Source organism: Stenotrophomonas genospecies 3 (assembly GCF_054473855.1).
This window is the reverse complement of record NZ_JBTMUR010000004.1, coordinates 13700-32089: the sequence shown is the minus strand read 5'-3', so window position 1 is coordinate 32089 and position 18390 is coordinate 13700. Positions and strand designations below refer to the sequence as shown.

The following is an 18390-nucleotide window of genomic DNA, read 5'->3' as shown; positions in this document are numbered from 1 at the left end:
ACTGTGCATGATGAGTGACCCAGGCAGCGATTTCCGCCTCTACCATTCCAACTCCCTGGACGTGCTGGCCGCGCTGCTGGCGCGCAATGTGCGTGCGCCCGTTCCTGGCCAGCCGCTGCTGGCACCGGAAGTGGTGCTGATCCCGCAGGTAGCAATGCGGCGTTGGCTGCAAGCGACACTGGCCGCCGAGTTCGGTGTGGCTGCGAACCTCGAATTCCTCACCCCGGGTGAGTTCGTGGCGCGCGCGCTGAAGGCCAACGTCAGCGGCGAGCAGGACGACCTGGACGCGGCCGGCCTGCACTGGAAGCTGTACCAGGCACTGCGTGACCCGGTACTGCTGGCGCAGCCCCCGATGCGCGCGCTGCAGTCCTATCTTGCCGGCGATGACGCATTGAAGCCGTGGGCGCTGGCTGGCGAGCTGGCCTCGGTGTTCGAGAAGTACCAGGCGTGGCGCCGCGACTGGCTGCTGCGCTGGGCGGCCGGTGCCGATCCGTCCGATCCGCAGGCGATCCTGTGGCGCACCATCACCCACGGCCACGACTACCGCGCGCGCCGCATCCAGGAATACCTGGACCGCTTCGAAGGGGCCGGCCAACCCTTGCCGAAGGGCTTGCCACCGCGCATGTCTGCGTTCGCGACGCTCAACATCTCGCCCGATGTGCTGCGGGTGATGGCCACCCAGGCACGTGTTGGCGAGCTGCATTTCTATATGCCCACCCCGGTGCAGTCGTACTGGGGCGATCTGCAGACCCTGGCCGAGCGCCTGCGCAGCGGCGCGCCCGATCCCTTCGGCGAAGCAGCCGGCGAAAACCGCCTGCTGGAAGCCTGGGGCGCGGCCGGGCGCGACTTCATGGCGGTGCTGGGCAGTTACGAGGTGGTGCACCCGGCCGGCGAAATCGCCGCCTATTCCGATCCGGAGGACGACACCCGGCCGACCCTGGACGAAGGCGGCCTGTCCGACAGCCTGCTGCATCGCCTGCAGCGCGATCTGTTCCACCGCCGCGCGCTGCCCTCGGGCGAGCTGCGCGACGGCCTGCGCAGCGACGACCCCAGCCTGCAGGTGCACGCCTGCCACACCCGCCTGCGCGAGTTGCAGGTGCTGCACGACCAGCTGCGCAGCCTGCTGCAGGACCCGCGCTTCGACCCGCCGCTGCAGGCGCGCGAGATCGCGGTGCTGGCGCCGGACATCGATCCCTACGTGCCGTACCTGGAAGCGGTGTTCGGCGGCCGTGGTGGCGAGGAGGAGCACATCCCCTATGCGCTGGCCGACAGCAGCCCGCTGGCCGGTGAACCGCTGGCTGATGTGTTCGTGCACCTGCTGGGCCTGCCGGTCTCGCGCTTTGGCCTGAATGAAGTGCTGGACCTGCTGGCCAGCGCGCCGCTGGCCGAAGCGGCCGGGCTGGAAGCGGTGGACTTCGACCGCCTGCATGGCTGGCTGCAGCAGGCCGGTGCACGCTGGGGCCTGGATGCGAAGCACCGCCACCAGCACCAGGCGCCGGCGGACGACGCCTACACCTGGCAGTTCGCACTGGACCGCCTGGTGCTCGGCCATGCCACCGGCAGCGAGGCCGACCTGGCCGGTGTCGCACCGTGGATCGAACTGGAAGGTGGTGCACTGGACGCGCTGGACCGGCTGCTGCGCCTGTTGCGCGTGCTGGCGGTCTATCAGCGTCGCCTCGGTGAGCTGCTGACCCCGGCGCAGTGGCGACAGCGCCTGCTGTCGTTGCTGGATGCACTGCTGCCCACCGCGCCGAGTTCACCCAACAGCCAGCGTGCCCTGGAGCGCCTGCGCAAGCTGCTCAACCAGTTCGCCGAGGATGCTGCCAAGGCCGGCTTCGCGGAAGGCGTGCCGCCGGAGGTGGTACGTGCGCACTTCGCCGGCGCGCTGGGCGAGGCCGATACGCGCGCACCGCTGCTGACCGGTGGCATCAGTTTCGGCCGCATGGTGCCGATGCGACTGCTGCCATTCCGGGTGATCTGCGTGCTGGGCCTCAATGATGGCGATTTCCCGCGCCGTGACCCGGCGGCCGGTCTCAACCAGCTCACCGCCGAACTGGACACGCCGCGCCGCCGGCCGGGCGACCGCTCCACCCGCGAGGACGACCGTTTCCTGTTCCTGCAGCTGTTCGCCGCCGCGCAGGAGGTGTTCTACCTCAGCTACCTCGGTGCCGATCCGCGCGATGGCAGCGTGCGCGAGCCGTCGGTGCTGGTCAGTGAACTGATCGATGCCGCCGCTGCGTATCACCTCGATCGGCCTGCGGCGGTCCGCGACTTCACCGTGCGCCACGCACTGCAGCCGTTCTCACCGGCGGCGTTTGGTGATGGCGATCCGCGTCGCTTCAGCTATCGCCGCCAGTGGCATCCGGCGGCCGGTCGCCTCACTGGCCAGCGCGGTGGACTGCAGCCGTGGTTCGACGCACCGCTGCCACCGCCGCTCGACGATGCGGTGGAGGACGACGTCGCACTCGATACCCTGCGCCGTTTCCTGTGCGATCCGGCCGGGCAGTTCCTCGCGCAGTCGCTGGGCCTGCGCCTGGCCGACGATATCGAGGAGGTCGATGACCTGGAACCGCTGGTGCTGTCATCGCGCGGCCCGGAGAAGCGCAGCGTACAGGCGGCGGTGGTGCGCGCCACGCTCAGCGGCGATACCGAGCCGTTGTACCCGCGGCTGCGCGCGCGTGGCCTGCTGCCGTCGGGCCCATTGGGCGAGCGCCAGTTCGAGGTGGAGCAGTTGAAGACCCGTCCGTATGCCAGTGCGTTGCTGGGCTGGATGCAGGGCGAACCGCTGGAAAGCCGTCGCTACGAAGTGGACATCGACGGCGTGCGCCTGCACGGCCGCGTGGCTGATCGGCATCCCGAAGGGCTGGTGCGCCTGCGGGCCGGCACGCTCAATGGCAATGCAGTGATCCGCCAGGGCCTGGACTGGCTGCTGGCCAACGCCGCCGGCGATGCGTTGCCGCTGGTGCAGTTCCACGATGGCGGTGACGCCGGTCCCGGCCCGCATGTGCTGCCAGCACTGAGCGCCCCCGCTGCACGCGCCGCGCTGCGTGCGCTGCTGCAATTGCGCCAGCGCGGCCTGCGTGAGCCGCTGCGCTTTGCCCCGTATACCGGCTGGGTGCTGTACAACGCACCGGCAGAAAAACAGCGCAGCGAAGGCTGGAAGCAGTGGCATGGCAGTGACCGCAGTTGGGGCGAATCCAGCAGCGACGCCTGGCAGCTGCTGCTGCGCGGTGCCGACCCGTTCGCCACCGATGCCAGCTATGCCGAGCTGCTGCGCAACAGCCAGGTGGTCTTCAGCGCGGTGCGCGAAGGCCGCACTCTCGGTACCGAAGCACGCCAGGAGGGCAACGCATGAACACCGCCATCGCCGATCAGGAAACCCAGCGTATGGCGGGCGATCCTTACCTGGCCCTGCCGCTGGACGGCATCCGCCTGATTGAAGCCAGCGCAGGCACCGGCAAGACCTTCACCCTGGCCACGTTGTTCACCCGACTGGTGGTGGAGCAGGGCCTGCGTATCGGCCAGATCCTGGCGGTGACCTTCACCGATGCGGCCACCCAGGAACTGCGCAAGCGCATCCGTGAGCGCCTGGCGCTGGCCGCGCGCCTGGTCGATCTGGAACCGGCCGAGGGTGAAGCACCCGACGCGAGATTGACCCGCGACGTGCTGCAGCGTCATCTACAGGGCGGAACCGAGAGCGCGGTCGCACTGAAACGCCGCCTGCAGGTGGCTGCCGACGAGATCGACCTGGCATCCATCTTCACCATCCACGGCTTCTGCACCCGCGTGCTGCGCGAGCATGCGCTGGAAAGCGGCCACACCTTTGATCCGCCGGAACTGCTGGCCAGCGATCGTGAACTGCTGGAGGAGCTGGCCGCTGATCTATGGCGCGTGCATGCCAATGACCCGGCCACGCTGGAACCGCTGACCTGGCTGTGGTCCAACCCGGATGCATTGGCCGCTGATCTGCGCGCGCTGCTGGGCACGCCGCCACTGCACCCGTTGCCACAGCCGGTGGCACTGGCCGATCCACACCCGGCCCTGCACAGTGCGGCGGAAGCACTGTCCGCAAGCGTGCGCGAGCATGGCGAGCAGTTCTTCATCGATCTCTGCGATGCGGTCGACAACAAGTGGCTCAACGGCGTGTCCTACAAGCTGGGCTGGCTGCATCCGCTGGGCCGGCAGATGCTGGCCTGGGCCGAGCGCGGCGACCCGCGCGAGCTGCTGGTCAGCGAGCGCCTGCCGGCACTGCTGCCGGAGGTGCTGGCCGACAAGACCAACAAGAAATTCCCCGACCGCACGCCATCGTCGCCATTGCAGGCGCCGTTGGCGCGCTATGTCGCGCTGCTGGCCGAACGCGATGCCTGGTTGCGTGGTACCGCGTTGAACTTCCTGCACGCGCTTCGCGCCGAAGCCATGCAACGCCTGCAGGCGCTGAAGCGCACGCGCCGGGTACAGACCTACGACGATCTGATCGATGGCGTGGCGGTGGCGCTGGAAGGCCCGCAACGGCTGACACTGGTGAAACAACTGCGTGCGCAGTACCGCATCGCGCTGGTCGATGAGTTCCAGGACACCGACGATCGCCAGTGGGGCATCTTCCACACCGTGTTCGGCGATTCGCCGGAGGTGCGCGAACTCGGCCTGGCGCCGGCACTGTTCCTGATCGGCGACCCCAAGCAGGCGATCTACGGTTTCCGCGGCGGTGACATCCACACCTACCTGAAGGCCAAGCAGGTGGCGCAGCAGGCGCCGGTGCTGGACCAGAACTTCCGCTCGCGACCGGCTGTGTTGCGCGCGTTGCAGGCGCTGTACGACAACGGTGGCGAAGACGCCTTCCTCGAACGCGACATCCAGTTCGAGCCGGTGCGGCCCGGTGGCGTGCGCATCGACGAGGACTACCAGCGTGATGGCCATGCCGCCGCGGCACTCACCCTACGCGTGCTGCGCAGTGGCGGTGACAAGGCGATGAGTGCGGACGCCTCGCGTGATGCCGCGACCCAGGCCTGCGTGGCTGCGATTCACCAGATCCTGGTCGAGGCGCGTGCGGGCAATGCCGTGTTGCGTGGGCGCCCGGTGCAGCCCGGTGACATCGCGGTGCTGGTGCGCTCGCATCGCGAGGCGACGCTGGTGCAGCGCGCGCTGGCCGCGGTCGGCATTCCCGCCGTGGCGGCCGGCAAGCAGAGCCTGTTCGCCACCCCCGAAGCGCGTGATCTGCGCGCGCTGCTGCTGGCGCTGCTGCAACCGGCCGACGAAGGCCGCCTGCGTGCGGTGCTGGCCACCGTGCTGCTTGGCCAGCGGGCCAGTGCGATCGCCGCGATGGAGCGCGAGGGCGACCTGCAACGCGAGTTCCAGGCACAGCTGCTGAACTGGCGTGAGCGCTGGCAGCGCGGCGGACCGTTCGCAGTGATCGCCGACGTCTGTGCTGCACAGGGCGAACGCTTGCTGGCGCTGATCGATGGCGAGCGCCGCCTGACCAATTACCTGCAGCTGGGTGAACTGCTGCAGGAAGCCTCGGCGCAGGCGCTGGGCATGCATGGCCTGCTGGACTGGCTGCAGGGGCAGATGGCCAGCGCCGACCAGGATGACGAGCAGCAGCTGCTGCGCCTGGAATCGGATGCGCGCCGCGTGCAGATCATCACCCTGCACAAGAGCAAGGGCCTGGAGTACCCGCTGGTGTTCCTGCCGTTCGTCGGCATCGACGGCGGCGCGCCGAACACGGCGTCGCACTGCACGGTGCATGTGGATGGCCAGCGCCAGCTGCACTGGAAGCTGGACAAGGACGAAGCCTGGGAAGCGGCCAGTGCCCAGCGCGAGCGCGAGCAGCGCGCCGAGGATGCACGCCTGCTGTATGTGGGACTGACCCGTGCCGAGCATGCGCTGTGGATCGCCGTGGGTGATCTGGCCGGGCTCGGCAAGACGCGGCTGGCGCCGCTGCTGGGTGACCTGCAGGCGCTGCGCGCGCGCGCCGATGTGCACATCGATGACAGTGAGGCAGCGGCCGCGCTGCCGCAGCTGGCGGCCGAAGTGGAAGGCGACCTTCCGGCGGTGCGTGCCCTGACCCGGCGCGTCCCGCACGACTGGTGGGTGTACAGCTTCACCCAGCTGGCCCACGCCGATGCCGGCGCGGGCAGTGATATCGAAGCCGCCGCCACCGAGCTGCCGGCGCCCGCTGCCGACGAACCCGCTGGCCCGGAACTGCCACTGGAACCGGCGTTGCCGGAACCCGCCGCGGCGGCCGAAGACAGCACACCGATCGACCCGCGCTTCATGGGCAGTCGCTTCGGCAATGTGCTGCACGAGGCGATGGAGAACGTCGACTTCGCCGCATGGGGTGACTGGCAGCCAGGTCTGCAAGCCCCTGAGGGACAGGCCGAGGTACTGCGCAAGGCGCTGCACGACGAAGGCTATGCCGACGTCGACCTGGATGATGGCGTGGCGGTGCTGGTGCCGCTGGTCGGCCACACGCTCACCGTGCCGCTGCCCGAAGGCGGCGCGCTGCACAGCCTGGGTGAAGGCGAGCGCCGCGCGGAAATCGACTTCCATTTCGCCATCGAGCCGACCACGGTGCCGGCGCTGCTGCAGGTGCTGCATGCGCACGGTGTTTCCAGCACGCGACGCGGCTTCGGCCAGCGCCGCCGCCTGGAAGGGTTGATGACCGGCATGATCGACCTGACCTACGTGCGCGACGGGCGCTGGTACGTGCTCGACTACAAGTCCAACCGCCTGCCTGGTTACAGCCCGGACCTGCTGGCCATTGCCATGCGCCACAGCGAGTACGACCTGCAGGCGCTGATCTACACCGTGGCCCTGCATCGCTGGCTGCGTTTCCGCCTGGGTGCGGCCTACGACTACGAGCGCGACATGGGCGGCATCCGCTACCTGTTCTGCCGTGGCCTGGATGCCGCCGGCAACGGTGTGCATGTGGACCGCTTCCCGTTGGCGCTGGTGGATGCCCTGGATGCGTTGTTCGCCGGTGGCGAACAGGCCCAGGCCGAACTGGCTGCGCGTGCCCGTGGAGCCAGTGCATGAGCCTGCTGAAGGAACTGCACCAGAAGGGCCTGCTGCGCACCCTCGACCATGCACTGGCGACCAGCCTGCAGCGGCTGCGCGACGACACGCCCGAGAGCGTGGCGCTGGCGGCTGCGCTTGCGTCGCTGGCGGTATCGCAAGGCCACGCTGCATTCGATCCGGCACAACCGCAACGGTTGCTGGAAGGCGTACCCGAGTGGCCTGCCGCACAGGACTGGCTGGCACAGCTGCGTGCATCGCCATGGGTAGCGACGCCGGAGCAGGCCGACGCCATCGCCGAGGATGCGCCGCTGGTGTTGGAGAACGGCCTGCTCTACCTGCGCCGCTATCGCGAGTACGAGCGTCAGCTGGCGGCTGGGCTGCAGCGCATCGGCCGGCATCCGCTGCCGGCGCCGGATATGGCCGCGCTGGCACCGTTGTTCGCGCAGCTGTTCCCGCAGGCATCGGGCAGCGAGGATCACCAGGCACGCGCTGCCGGCGTGACCCTGCGCCATCCGCTGGCGCTGGTCACCGGCGGTCCCGGCACCGGCAAGACCACCACCATCGCGCGCCTGTTGCTGCTGCTGGCCGCACAGGCCCGGCACGCTGGCCAGCCGCTGCCCGAGGTGGCGTTGGCCGCTCCCACCGGGCGTGCCGCCGAGCGCATGGCCGAGAGCCTTCGCGTCGCCGTGCAACGGCTGCAGGAACAAGGACTGGACCCGGCGTTGTGCACGGCGCTGCCCAGTACCGGCACCACTCTGCATCGCCTGCTCGGCGTGATTCCCGATTCACCGCGCTTCCGCCACCACGCCGACAATCCGCTGCCGGTGGATGTGGTCGTGGTCGACGAAGCCTCGATGATCGATCTGCCGATGATGGCCAAGCTGGTCGACGCAATCGCCAGCGGCACCCGGTTGATCCTGCTCGGCGATCCCGATCAGCTGCCGTCGGTCGAGGCCGGTGATGTGCTCAGCGCGATCCTGCGTGCCAGCGGTGATGGCATCGGCACCCGCGCCGATGACGCGCAGGCACTGCATGATCTGCTGCTTCCGGCCACGCTGCAGCCGCAGGCGGCACCACGCGCCTTCGCCGGGCGCCGCGTGCAGCTGCAGCGCGGCTACCGGCAGAGCGATGCGCTGGACCTGGCACCGCTGGCCCATGCCGTGCGCGAGGGCGACAGCAGCACCGCGCTGCAGCTGCTGCGCAGTGGTGAACTGGCCGGCGTGCATTTCCACGAAGGCGAAGCCGATCCGCTGCGTGGCCAGCGCGAGCACCTGCTGAGCCACTGGCGTGCACTGGCCGACGCGGCCGATCCAGTGCTTGCCCTGCAGCAGGCCGGGCGCCTGCGCGTGCTGACCGCACTGCGCGAAGGCCCGCAGGGCGCGCGCGGGCTCAACAGCCGCATCGAACAGCTGCTGGCCGGCAACACCCCCGGCTACTTCCAGGGTCGCCTGCTGCTGGTCACCGAGAACAGCTACCGTCATCGCCTGTTCAACGGCGATATCGGTATCTGCCTGCGCGATGGCAGCGGCGCGATGGTGGCCTGGTTCCCCGGAGACAGCATCGACCAGCCACGCGCCTTCCACCCGGCCGCACTGCCCGCGCACGAAAGCGCCTTCGCGATGACCGTGCACAAGGCACAGGGCTCGGAGTTCGATGAAGTGTGGTTGCAGCTGCCGCGCCAGGACAGCCGCGTGCTGTCACGCGAACTGGTCTATACCGGCCTGACCCGCGCCCGCCAGGTGCTGCATGTGGCCGGCAGCGCCGACGTGCTGCAGGCGGCGTTGAAGCGCCATGCCAGCCGGTTGGGTGGTCTGGCCTGGCGGCTGGGTGTGGAAGAAGTGGCCGAAGCACCGGCGCGTATTGAACAGCCCACGGTGCAGGGCACGTTGTTCTGAAACGGGCGCGATGCGCCCCTGTAGAGTCGAGCCATGCTCGACTGCGCCGCAATAATGTAGAGCCGAGCCATGCTCGGCTGATGGGCCATGGAGTCGAGCATGGCTCGACTCTACAAAAGAGCGTCCTGATCGCTTCGGGGTTCATCCACGCATTGCGTGGATCTACGCGATCAGTACCAGGCCATCGGGGAAAACGATCGCCGCTTCATCAGCGCTCACGTCGAAGAAGCCCACACCGTGCTTCTCGGCCAGGTCCTGCACGCGGCCGTGCGCACGTTCGGCCACCGAATAGGCGAACGCGCCGTAGATCACCTGACTACCGATGCTGTACTCGGTCACCTCGGCACGTTCGTCATCGTCGTTGCTCAATGGGCCGTTCAACGGCGGGAATTCCTGCGCCATCTCCGCAAACCACGCCTGCAGCGCCGGGCTGCTCACCGCCGGGTCGTCGTACTCGTGGCGCTCGTTCCACTGCGTCTGCTTCTCGAACCAGGCAATGAAGGCCGCCGCCTCACGTGGAGCGGTGCTGGCCTCGAACACCATCATGTCGTAACTCATTGGAGCTTCCTGTGCAGAGCGGGGGGCAGAGCCTTCGCCCGGGGCGAAGGATCCGACCCCGGCGTGGGGCCTGTGGACGCACAGGGTATCGCGCTACAGCTGTGCGTCCGCACTCATCGCCAACCCCGGCGCCAATGCCTTCGCCTCCGGGAACAGCGCGAAGCGCAGGCCGATCAGGCCCATCAGGGCTTCATCGCGGGCCTTGCAGGCGGCCACACTGCCGACCCGGCCCAGCGAGGTATCCAGCCGCTCGCGCAGCGCCTCGGCCGCCACAATCGGTTTGCGCGCGGCGATCTGACGGCGGTAATGCACGGCGATTTCTTCCAGGATGTGCTCGACCGCTTCGCGGCTGCGCTCGGGCAGTTCCAGCCGTGCGCGACGCAACTGCAGGATGTTCAGGCCGATGCGCGCCTCGTTGAGCATGTCCACCGAGGCGATGTCGCTGCCCTCGGGCGTCGCTGCCAGGCGCGGTGCGAGCAGGCCCAGCAGGTCGAGCATGCGTGCGGCGAAGCGCTGGCGGTCCTGCTGGCCACGGCCTTCGGCGGCCTCGGCCAGCGTGGTCCAGCCCTGCCGCACCAGGCGGCGTGCGGTCCACTCGGCACCCACCGAACGGAACAGGCGGGTCATCACCACCGCAAAGCCAATGCCGATGAACATCGCAATCGACGAGTTGAGGAAGGTCTGGATGTTGGCGCTGTAGGTGTTCTGCAGGCTCAGCAGCGCGGCCAGGTTCACCGTCAACGGCAACGCGAACAATGCGCTCTTGGGGTGGTGCAGCATCAAGCCCAGCGGCAGGAACGCCACCGCCAGCACCAATGCCAGCAGGCCGAAGTCGTGCACCGCCGGGAACACGCCGAACAGGTACACGCCAGCCACCACCGAGGCGACCATCGCCCACACCAGGAACGACACCATGCTCGGTGCCGGGTCGTCCTGTGCAGCGAAGAATGCAGCGGTCACCGCGGCCATCATCGCGCCGTTGCCACCACCTTCCCAACCCAGCGCGATCCACAGCACGCAGTAGCTCATCAGCGCCACGCCGGCACTGAGCGCGGAGAACAGCGCCATGCCGTAGTCGACGTGCTTGTCGGCGGCCACGCGTTCGGTGCGGATGCGGTAGTGCGCGCGGTCCAGCGGCGCGGTGCCGTGGTCGATCGCGTGCTGCAGGGTGCGGCAGTCCTGCCACAGGTCCACCAGTTCCTCCAGGCGCAGCAGCAGGCTGGCCAGCTGCAGGTGCTGCAGGTCGCGGTCCACCTGCGGCTTCAGCGCGCTGATGCGCGCGCGCAGGCGGGCGTACTCGCTGGCGTTGGTCGGCCCGTCCAGCCAGTCATGGATATCGTCGACCAGTGCCGGCAGTCCTTCCGGCAGGGCCTGGCCATCGCTGCGCAGCGCGCTCAGGCGGTCGGCAATCGAGGACAGCACTGGCAACAGCAGCAGCATGCGCTCGCGCAGGCGCTCCATCGACACCGCCGAACCGGCATGGCGTGGATCATCGCGGCGCAGGAACTCGATCAGCGCCTCGAACTGCACCAGGTCGGCGGCCAGCCGGTTGCGCGGCGCATGCGCGCGGCCACGTTCAAGGATCTGCCGGCACCACTGCGCAGCGTCCTCCATCCAGTTGCCGATGCGCGCGCGCAGCATCGGACGTACCGAGGCCGGGAACAGCAGCGACGCGAACAGCACCGCCACCACCGTGCCGAGGATGATCTCCTCGCTGCGTGCCACCACCGTGTCGAAGATGGTTTCCGGCGAGGTCACCGCCGGGAAGCCGATGAAGGCGGTGGTGTAGCCGGCCAGCAGGAACGCGTAGCCGCGCGGCCCGCGGTTGAGCAGGGCCATGAACAGGCAGCCGGCCAGCCAGATCGACATTGCCGCGCTCAGCACCAGCGGCGTCTCCACCAGAGCCGGCAGCACCAGCAGGGTGGCCAGGCCGGCCACCAGGGTGCCGACGATGCGGTACACGCCCTTGGCCCGGGTTGGGCCCAGCAGCGGCTGGCTGACGATGTACACCGTGCCCATCGCCCAGTACGGGCGCGACAGGTTGCCGGCCATGGCGATGTACAGCGCGGCCACCGCGGCCAGGTAGGTCTTGATCGAGAACAGCCAGGCCTGGCGGTCGGTCAGCGCGTTCATGGCTTACTTCGCTGCGGTCGAGGCGTTGGGCGCGGCGGCGCTGGCCTGCCAACCGCCACCCAGCACCAGGAACAGGTGGATCTGGTCGCGCGAGACCTGCGCTTCGGCGGCGGCCAGGGTGGCGTCGCTGGTGGCCAGGCTGCGGTCGGCATCCAGGCTGGACAGGTACGGCGTGCGGCCGCCCTGGTACAGCCGGCGGTTCTGCTCGGCGGCCAGCGCGGCCTGCTCCTGCGCGATCCGCAGCGACTGCAGGCGGCGCAGGTCCTGTGCGTAGCGGTCCAGTGCGGTCTGGGTCTCGCGCAGCGCCTGCAGCACGGTGTGGTCGAACTCGGCCAGTGCGGCATCGGCGCCGGCCTCTGCGGCATGGATGCGCGCATGGGTGCCCGACGACGGCAACGTCCACGAGATCAGCGGGCCGATCGACCACTGCTGGGTCATCGGCGTGCCGAAGTCCTCCAGCAGGCCGGCGGCACCGAGCGAGGCACCCAGGCGGATGTCCGGGTACAGCTCGGCGGTGGCGACACCAATCCGCGCCGTGGCCGAGGCCAGCTTGCGCTCGGCCTGGCGCACGTCCGGGCGGCGCTGCAGCAGCGCGCGGCCATCACCGACCGGCAGCGGCTGCGCCAGGCTGGGGGCATGTGCACAGTCGATCACACCGGCCGGCAGCTGGCCCGGGGTCTGCCCCAGCAGCGCGGCCAGCGAATAGGCGGCGGCCGAGCGCTGCGCCTGCAGCGGCGGGAGTGCAGCTTCCAGCAGCGCCACCTGGGCATTGGCGCGGGCCAGTTCCGGCGGCGTGCCACGGCCGGCCGCGATCAGGCGCTCGGTGACCGTGCGGCTGCGCTGCTGCAGCTGCAGCGAATGCTCGGCCACGTGCAGTTCGTGGTTGGCGTGGCAGATTTCCAGGTAGCTGTCGGCCACCTGCGCGACCACGCTGACCTGGGCCAGGTCGCGCGCCGCAGCGACCGACTGCTCGTCGGCACGCGCCGCTTCGGCGCCGCGCTTGAGCTTGCCGAACAGGTCGAACTGGTAGCTGACCGCGAACTTGCCATCGGCCAGGTTGATCACCGGCAGCTCGTGTTCCTGCAGGAACGATTCGGCCGACAGCTGCGCGCGGCTGACGCCGGCCTCGGCCTCGTACTCGAAGCCACCGGCGTCCAGCGCCTGTTCGTACACCGCCGCCGCACGACGCAGGTGCGCATCGGCGGCTTTCAGTTCAACGTTGTCGCGCAGCGCCTGGGTGATCAGGCCATCCAGCATCGGGTCGTTGTACAGCGACCACCAGCGGTCGGGCAGCGCCTGGTTGGCGGCGATCTGCGGGTTCTGGGTATCGATGAAGGCCGCATTGGCCTGCGGGCGCTTGAACGCCGAGCCCTCCGGCAATGCATAGTCCGGGCCGACGGTCCTGCAGGCCGCCAGGCTGGCCAGCGCAACGATCAGACCGAGACGGGGCAGGGCGGCGTTCACAGGCCCGCCTGTGTCGGCGCAGTGCCGGCCTTGTCGTTGTGCGGATGGCGGCCGGTGTCCACGGTCACCGTGGCGGTGCGGCCGGCGATCAGTTCCACGCCCTTGGGTACTTCGTCGATGGCGATGCGCACCGGAATGCGCTGTGCCAGCCGCACCCAGTCGAAGGCCGGGGTCACGTTCGGCAGCAGGGTGCTGCCGTTGCTGCGGTAGCGGTCCTCGATGCCGGCGGCGATGCTTTCCACGTGGCCACGCAGCGGGGCCGACTCGCCCATCAGGCGGATGTCCACGCTCTGCCCCGGAGCTACGCCGCGCAGGCGGGTTTCCTCGAAGTAGCCATCGATGCGGAACGAGCCGGTATCCAGCAGCGCCAGCACCGGCTTGCCGGCCACCACGTAGTCGCCCACGCGCAGGGTGCGGTCGTTGACCCGGCCATCGGCCGGCGCGCGCACCTCGGTGCGGTCCAGGTTGAGCTCGGCCAGGTCGACCGCCGCCTGTGCGGTGGCCAGCGCGGCCTGTGCGGCCTGCAGCTTGGCGCGGCGTACTTCGGCGTCCTCGGCGGCGACCAGGTCCTGCAGGCTGCGGTCACGGCCGATCTCGCGGCGCAGCTGTGCCACCGAGGCCTGGCGCTCGCCCAGGCTGGCCTTGGCCTGTTCCAGCGCGATGCGGTAACGGGCACGGTCGACCACGAACAGCAGGTCGCCCTTCTTCACCGCCTGGTTGTCGGCCACCAGCACCGTTTCCACCAGCCCGGATACGTCCGGCGCCACCTGCACCACGTCGGCGCCGACATGGGCATCGCGGGTCCACGGCTCATCCATGTAATAGACCCACAGCTGGCGCAGCACCAGCAGGGCGACGATCACGGCTGCGCTGGTGAGCAGCACCGGCAGGGTCTTCTTCACGATCTTGTTCACGATTGCATCCAACGCAGGAGGTGGAACAGCAGGCCAAGCACGATCCCGTACAGCGCCAGGTTGAACAGCGCCGGGTGCCATACATGGCGATAGGCGCCGACACGCTGCAGCAGCGCGTGCAGGCCGCTGTTGACCAGATAGGCCAACAACATCAACCCGAGCAGGGTCGGGACGAACACTCCGTGGAGACTGAATTCACCGGGCATCGGTAGGGGCGGGGGCGAGGTGGGGGAGGGGAGGAACAACGAAACAACAGCAACGGGCAAAAGCCGCTGGCGTGTGCACGGCAGCGGCGGTATTCGGGGGCAGCGCTCTTACGTGATGCGGTCGGCGGCCTCGGCCAGCAGGCGCCATGCCTTCAGCACGGCGTGCAGTTCATCCATGGAAAGCTCGCCGAACACGTCCTGGCGCAGGCCGATCAACTGGTCTTCCAGCTCGCTGACCAGCGCGTGTCCCGCGTCGGTCAGCCACAGCAGGTTGGCGCGGCGGTCGCTGGCGTCGCTCTCGCGGCGGACCAGGTCGCTGGCGCACAGCTTGTCCAGCAGGCGCACCAGGGAAGGACCCTCCATGCCCAGCTGCTGGGCCAGCGCCACCTGGCGGATGCCACCGCCGGAGCGACCGATCATCAGCAGCGGCATGGTGCAGGCGGTGGAGATGCCGTAGCTGCCGAGCCGGCTGTCGGCCAGGCGCTGCCACTGCCGCCCTGCGTAAAGCAGGCCGGAGCTGAGCTGCATCTGCAGCACGGTGCGTTCGTCGAGGGGTCGGTCCATAAGAGATAGATAGGATACTACTAATTTCATTCCTATCAATTGGTTTTTCTGAATGGGCGGGGTGTAGTGAGGAAAGCGTTGCGCCACGTTGCTACGGGTAGGGCAGCGGGGGCCGGGCGGGGCAGGACGCGCCGTGAACCCATCCTTGGGAGCTCGGCCGCGGCTTGCTCGTGTGCGCGTCCTGCGCACACGGCAAGACCGGCGTTGGGCGTCCTGCCCAACCCGCCCGAGGCATGCCTCGGGCCCATGCCGCGGACGGTCCTGCCCCGCCCGACCCCCGCTGCCCGCCCATCACCCCGCGGGCGCGGTGGGTTGGCTCTTTAAAGACAAGGGCAGAAGCAGTGCGGACCAACGGTCCGCACCCACCAGGGCAGCGGCGCGAGCCGTTTCCGAAGCCATGAACCCCAGCTTTTGACCCCGCTTTCGGGCGGTCCGGCCGCGCCCGCAGGAAACCGTCAGGGAGGGGGAGAGGGGGCTGCGCAGGACCGTTGGCGCCATGGATGGCGCCATCGAGCCCCCATGGGTGAGGGCGCTTTGCCTGCGAGGCATGCCTCGCAAGCGCTCGAACGCACAGCCGCCAGCGGCTGGGCCGGACCCCGGAGGGGGGTTTACGGCGTGTCCTGCGCAGCCCCCTCTCCCCCTCCAGACCGATAGCAAGCACGCGCCGGAAGAACCCCCCGATGAACCGTCCCAACAGGACGACCCACCCCCCGGTCGGGTACGATGCTCGCCCCCCGTTCGGGACGCTGTACGCAATGAGCAAGAACAACGAAAAGGCCGCCCCGCAGGGCGACGTGACCCAGGACCAGGCCGAGGATGCCGTGCGCACCCTGCTGCGCTGGGCCGGTGAGGACCCGTCCCGTGAAGGCCTGCTGGATACCCCCCGCCGTGTCGCCGAAGCCTATGGCGACTGGTTCAGCGGCTACCGCGACGACCCGCGCGCCTACATGGAGCGGACCTTCGAGGAGGTGGCCGGCTATGACGAGCTGATCGTCCTGCGTGACATCGAGTACGAAAGCCACTGCGAACACCACATGGCGCCGATCATCGGCCGCGTGCACGTCGGCTACCTGCCGGCCGGCAAGGTGGTGGGCATCAGCAAGCTGGCCCGCGTCGTCGAAGCCTACGCCCGCCGTTTCCAGGTGCAGGAGAAGATGACCGCGCAGATCGCCCAGTGCATCCAGGATGTACTGCAGCCGATCGGTGTCGGCGTGGTCGTCGAAGGCGCCCACGAATGCATGACCACCCGCGGCATCCACAAGCGCGGCGTCAGCATGGTTACCTCCAAGATGCTGGGCAGCTTCCGCGACGACGCGCGTACCCGCGCCGAGTTCCTGCGCTTCATCGAAGTGGGCGGCAAGCGCTGAGCCGCTTGCCCGCACTCCGCCGGCCCCTGCGGGCCGGCATGCCCACGGCTGCCCGCGCGGCCGCCGTGCGTGGCTGCTCGTCCCCGCCAGCCCTCATGACTCCTTTCGCTGCATGAAGCATCGCGAACGCATCTCCCGTTACCGCCATCTGCGCGAACAGCCTCAATGGAAGCTGCTCGCCGCCGACCACGCTCCGGAAATCATCGGCCTGCTGCAGGGGCTGCTGATGGACGGCGAGCGCACGCTGTCGTCGTCGGTGCTCAACGAGCGCCTGCAACGTGCGCTGGACCAGCTCAACGGCGACGAACTGTCGCGCGACCTGCCGCGTACAGCGCAGGCCTACATCGCGCACTGGCTGGCCCAGGGTTGGCTGGAACGCCGCCTGCCCGAAGGTGCCGACCAGGAGCAGTACGAGCTGTCGACCGCGGCACTGCAGGCGATCCGCTTCGCCGATGGCCTCGAGCAGGCCCGCGTGGCCGCCACTGAAAGCCGCCTGGCGCTGGTCATCGAACAGCTCTCGCAGCTGGCCGCGCAGACCGAATCCGATCCGGACGCGCGCCTGTCGGCGCTGCGCGACGAGCGCGACCGCATCGACGCCGAGATCGCCCGCGTTGGTGCCGGCCGTGTGATCGCACTGGACGGCAAGCGCGCGCTGGAACGTGCGCGCCAGATCATCGGCCTGGCCGACGAGCTGACCGAGGACTTCCGCCGCGTGCGCGACGACTTCGAGCAGCTCAACCGCGATTTCCGCGAACGCATCATCGACGACGAGGGCGAGCGCGGCGATGTGCTGTCGCAGCTGTTCGAAGGCGTGGACGTGATCGGCGAGAGCGATGCCGGCCGCAGCTTCCAGGCGTTCTGGCGACTGCTCAACGACGCCGAACAGAGCGCCCAGCTCGATGCTGCGCTGGAAGCGGTGCTGGCGCGTGGTTTCGCGCGCCGCCTGGACCGCAACGAGCGCAACTTCCTGCGCGGCTTTACCAGCTCCATGCTCGAGCGCGGTGGCCAGGTGCACGATGTGCTGCAGAACTTCGCGCGCAGCCTGCGTGGCTTCGTGCAGAGCCGTGGCTACCTGGAACAGCGCCGCCTCAACCAGCTGCTGAAGCAGGCGCAGTCCGAAGCACTGGCCCTGCGCGACGAGTTCCCCGCGCAACGCGGCATCGGCCGTGACCTGCAGCTGACCACCAGCCGCCTGCGCTCCTGGTCGCAGTGGAGGCTGCACGATCCACGCAGTGCCCAGGTCGATGGCAACGTCGAATACAACGACGCGGCCGCGATCAGCCTGGAGAGCGTCGGCGATCTGGTCGCTTCATCCGAAATCGACTTCCGCACCCTGCGCCGCGACCTGCACGACCTGCTCGATGCACAGCCGCGGCTCAGCATCGCCCAGGCCCTGTCGCAGCGCGAGGCGCCGCAGGGTCTTGGCAGCGTCATCGGCTATCTGTCGCTGGGCACGCGCTTCGGCAACGTGGTCGCCGGCGAGCAGGAGCTTGCCGAATGGCGTGGTGGCGACGGCCAGATCCGTCGCGCCCGCATCCCGCTGGTTTGGTTCACCCAGGAGAGACGCCATGAGCTGGCATGAAGATCCCATCGACGCAGCGCAGGCCGACGTGGCGGAAGACGCCTACGAAGCCGAGCCGGTGGCGGCCGTGGCGCAGCCCCGCCGTGGCAACGACGTGTACTACCTCGGCGATACCGGGCGCCTGCCGCTGGATGCGCGCCGTGCGCTGTGCCAGCTGCTGATCGGCCCCAGCATCGACCAGCTGCGCCACGCCAAGCTGTGGCCGGCGCTGATCCGCAGCGAGGCGGCCATCCGCTCGTCGCTGGCGGACCTGTTCCTGGAACTGGTGCTCGACCGTGACAGCGGCGTGGCGTTCACCCGCCAGGCCGATACCGAAGACGTGGATGCGCCGGTGCTGCTGCGCACCTCGCCGCTGACCTTCATCGATTCGGTGCTGCTGCTGTACCTGCGCCAGCAGCTGGCCGAGGCCGATGCGCGCGGCAACCGCGCGGTGGTCGCCGACGCCGAGATGGCCGAAGCGCTGGCCATCTACGAGAAGAACCTGTCCACCGACCGCGCCGGCTTCAACCGCCGCGTCGCCTCGGCGGTGCAGAAGATGAAGGACAACCACATCCTGACCCGCCTCAGCGGCCAGGAAGACCGCCACGAAGTCTCGCCGGCGCTGAAGCTGCTGTTCTCCGCCGAAGACGTGTCCCAGCTTTCGGCGGTGTACCGCCAGCTGCGCGAAACCCCGGCCGCCGAGGCCTGAGAGAC

General features: G+C 69.1%; 12 protein-coding genes. 6 read left to right on the top strand and 6 right to left on the bottom strand.

Annotation, left to right across the window (positions count from 1 at the left end):
• Positions 1-7: 7 nt before the first annotated feature.
• Genes recC through recD form a run of 3 tightly spaced genes read left to right on the top strand, consistent with a single transcriptional unit; the run spans position 8 to position 8909 of the window.
• Positions 8-3355 (top strand): exodeoxyribonuclease V subunit gamma, encoded by a 3348-nt coding sequence (recC, locus tag ACX9OT_RS06755; protein WP_134951907.1) that lies wholly within the window; start codon positions 8-10, stop codon positions 3353-3355.
• Positions 3352-7032 (top strand): exodeoxyribonuclease V subunit beta, encoded by a 3681-nt coding sequence (recB, locus tag ACX9OT_RS06750; RefSeq protein ID WP_049462910.1) that lies wholly within the window; start codon positions 3352-3354, stop codon positions 7030-7032. The genes recC and recB overlap by 4 nt, the downstream gene beginning before the upstream one ends.
• A complete protein-coding gene (recD, locus tag ACX9OT_RS06745) occupies positions 7029-8909 on the top strand; it encodes an exodeoxyribonuclease V subunit alpha (RefSeq protein ID WP_049462911.1) in 1881 nt (626 codons plus the stop codon). The genes recB and recD overlap by 4 nt, the downstream gene beginning before the upstream one ends.
• Positions 8910-9071: 162 nt before the next feature.
• On the opposite strand, the gene ACX9OT_RS06740 is transcribed toward recD, so the two are convergent.
• The 6 genes from ACX9OT_RS06740 to ACX9OT_RS06715 all read right to left on the bottom strand — a co-directional run bounded on the left by ACX9OT_RS06740 (position 9072) and on the right by ACX9OT_RS06715 (position 14748).
• Positions 9072-9467 (bottom strand): hypothetical protein, encoded by a 396-nt coding sequence (locus tag ACX9OT_RS06740; RefSeq protein WP_049462912.1) that lies wholly within the window; start codon positions 9465-9467, stop codon positions 9072-9074.
• A 93-nt stretch (positions 9468-9560) separates the two neighbouring features.
• Positions 9561-11600 carry an FUSC family protein gene (locus ACX9OT_RS06735; RefSeq protein WP_134952134.1) on the bottom strand — a complete coding sequence of 680 codons (2040 nt, stop codon included), beginning with the start codon at positions 11598-11600 and terminating at the stop codon, positions 9561-9563.
• Between the two features lie 3 nt (positions 11601-11603).
• On the bottom strand, positions 11604-13064 hold the full coding sequence (locus tag ACX9OT_RS06730; RefSeq protein WP_197655744.1) for an efflux transporter outer membrane subunit: 1461 nt from the start codon (positions 13062-13064) through the stop codon (positions 11604-11606).
• Entirely contained in the window at positions 13061-13978 is a 918-nt protein-coding gene (locus ACX9OT_RS06725; protein WP_197655745.1) for an efflux RND transporter periplasmic adaptor subunit, read from the bottom strand. Before ACX9OT_RS06725 ends, ACX9OT_RS06730 begins: the two co-directional genes overlap by 4 nt.
• Positions 13975-14184 (bottom strand): DUF1656 domain-containing protein, encoded by a 210-nt coding sequence (locus ACX9OT_RS06720; protein WP_109814706.1) that lies wholly within the window; start codon positions 14182-14184, stop codon positions 13975-13977. Before ACX9OT_RS06720 ends, ACX9OT_RS06725 begins: the two co-directional genes overlap by 4 nt.
• Positions 14185-14292: 108 nt before the next feature.
• Complete coding sequence (locus tag ACX9OT_RS06715; RefSeq protein WP_012481667.1) at positions 14293-14748, bottom strand: MarR family winged helix-turn-helix transcriptional regulator; 456 nt, start codon at positions 14746-14748, stop codon at positions 14293-14295.
• A 755-nt stretch (positions 14749-15503) separates the two neighbouring features.
• On the opposite strand from ACX9OT_RS06715, the gene folE reads away from it, so the two are divergent.
• The 3 genes from folE (at position 15504) to ACX9OT_RS06700 (ending at position 18385) form a co-directional block, all read left to right on the top strand.
• Positions 15504-16115, top strand: a complete 612-nt coding sequence (gene folE / locus ACX9OT_RS06710) for a GTP cyclohydrolase I FolE (protein ID WP_004141296.1) — start codon at positions 15504-15506, stop codon at positions 16113-16115.
• Between the two features lie 112 nt (positions 16116-16227).
• On the top strand, positions 16228-17697 hold the full coding sequence (locus ACX9OT_RS06705; protein ID WP_197655747.1) for a DUF3375 domain-containing protein: 1470 nt from the start codon (positions 16228-16230) through the stop codon (positions 17695-17697).
• Complete coding sequence (locus tag ACX9OT_RS06700) at positions 17684-18385, top strand: DUF4194 domain-containing protein (protein WP_005411692.1); 702 nt, start codon at positions 17684-17686, stop codon at positions 18383-18385. The genes ACX9OT_RS06705 and ACX9OT_RS06700 overlap by 14 nt, the downstream gene beginning before the upstream one ends.
• Positions 18386-18390 lie beyond the last annotated feature (5 nt).

What these genes read in the sequence shown, in the direction of transcription:
- recC (WP_134951907.1), top strand. Translation starts at nt 8, where the DNA reads ATGATGAGTGACCCAGGCAGCGATTTCCGCCTCTACCATTCCAACTCC.
- recB (WP_049462910.1), top strand. Translation starts at nt 3,352, where the DNA reads ATGAACACCGCCATCGCCGATCAGGAAACCCAGCGTATGGCGGGCGAT.
- recD (WP_049462911.1), top strand. Translation starts at nt 7,029, where the DNA reads ATGAGCCTGCTGAAGGAACTGCACCAGAAGGGCCTGCTGCGCACCCTC.
- ACX9OT_RS06740 (WP_049462912.1), bottom strand. Translation starts at nt 9,467, where the DNA reads ATGAGTTACGACATGATGGTGTTCGAGGCCAGCACCGCTCCACGTGAG.
- ACX9OT_RS06735 (WP_134952134.1), bottom strand. Translation starts at nt 11,600, where the DNA reads ATGAACGCGCTGACCGACCGCCAGGCCTGGCTGTTCTCGATCAAGACC.
- ACX9OT_RS06720 (WP_109814706.1), bottom strand. Translation starts at nt 14,184, where the DNA reads ATGCCCGGTGAATTCAGTCTCCACGGAGTGTTCGTCCCGACCCTGCTC.
- ACX9OT_RS06715 (WP_012481667.1), bottom strand. Translation starts at nt 14,748, where the DNA reads ATGGACCGACCCCTCGACGAACGCACCGTGCTGCAGATGCAGCTCAGC.
- folE (WP_004141296.1), top strand. Translation starts at nt 15,504, where the DNA reads ATGAGCAAGAACAACGAAAAGGCCGCCCCGCAGGGCGACGTGACCCAG.
- ACX9OT_RS06705 (WP_197655747.1), top strand. Translation starts at nt 16,228, where the DNA reads ATGAAGCATCGCGAACGCATCTCCCGTTACCGCCATCTGCGCGAACAG.
- ACX9OT_RS06700 (WP_005411692.1), top strand. Translation starts at nt 17,684, where the DNA reads ATGAGCTGGCATGAAGATCCCATCGACGCAGCGCAGGCCGACGTGGCG.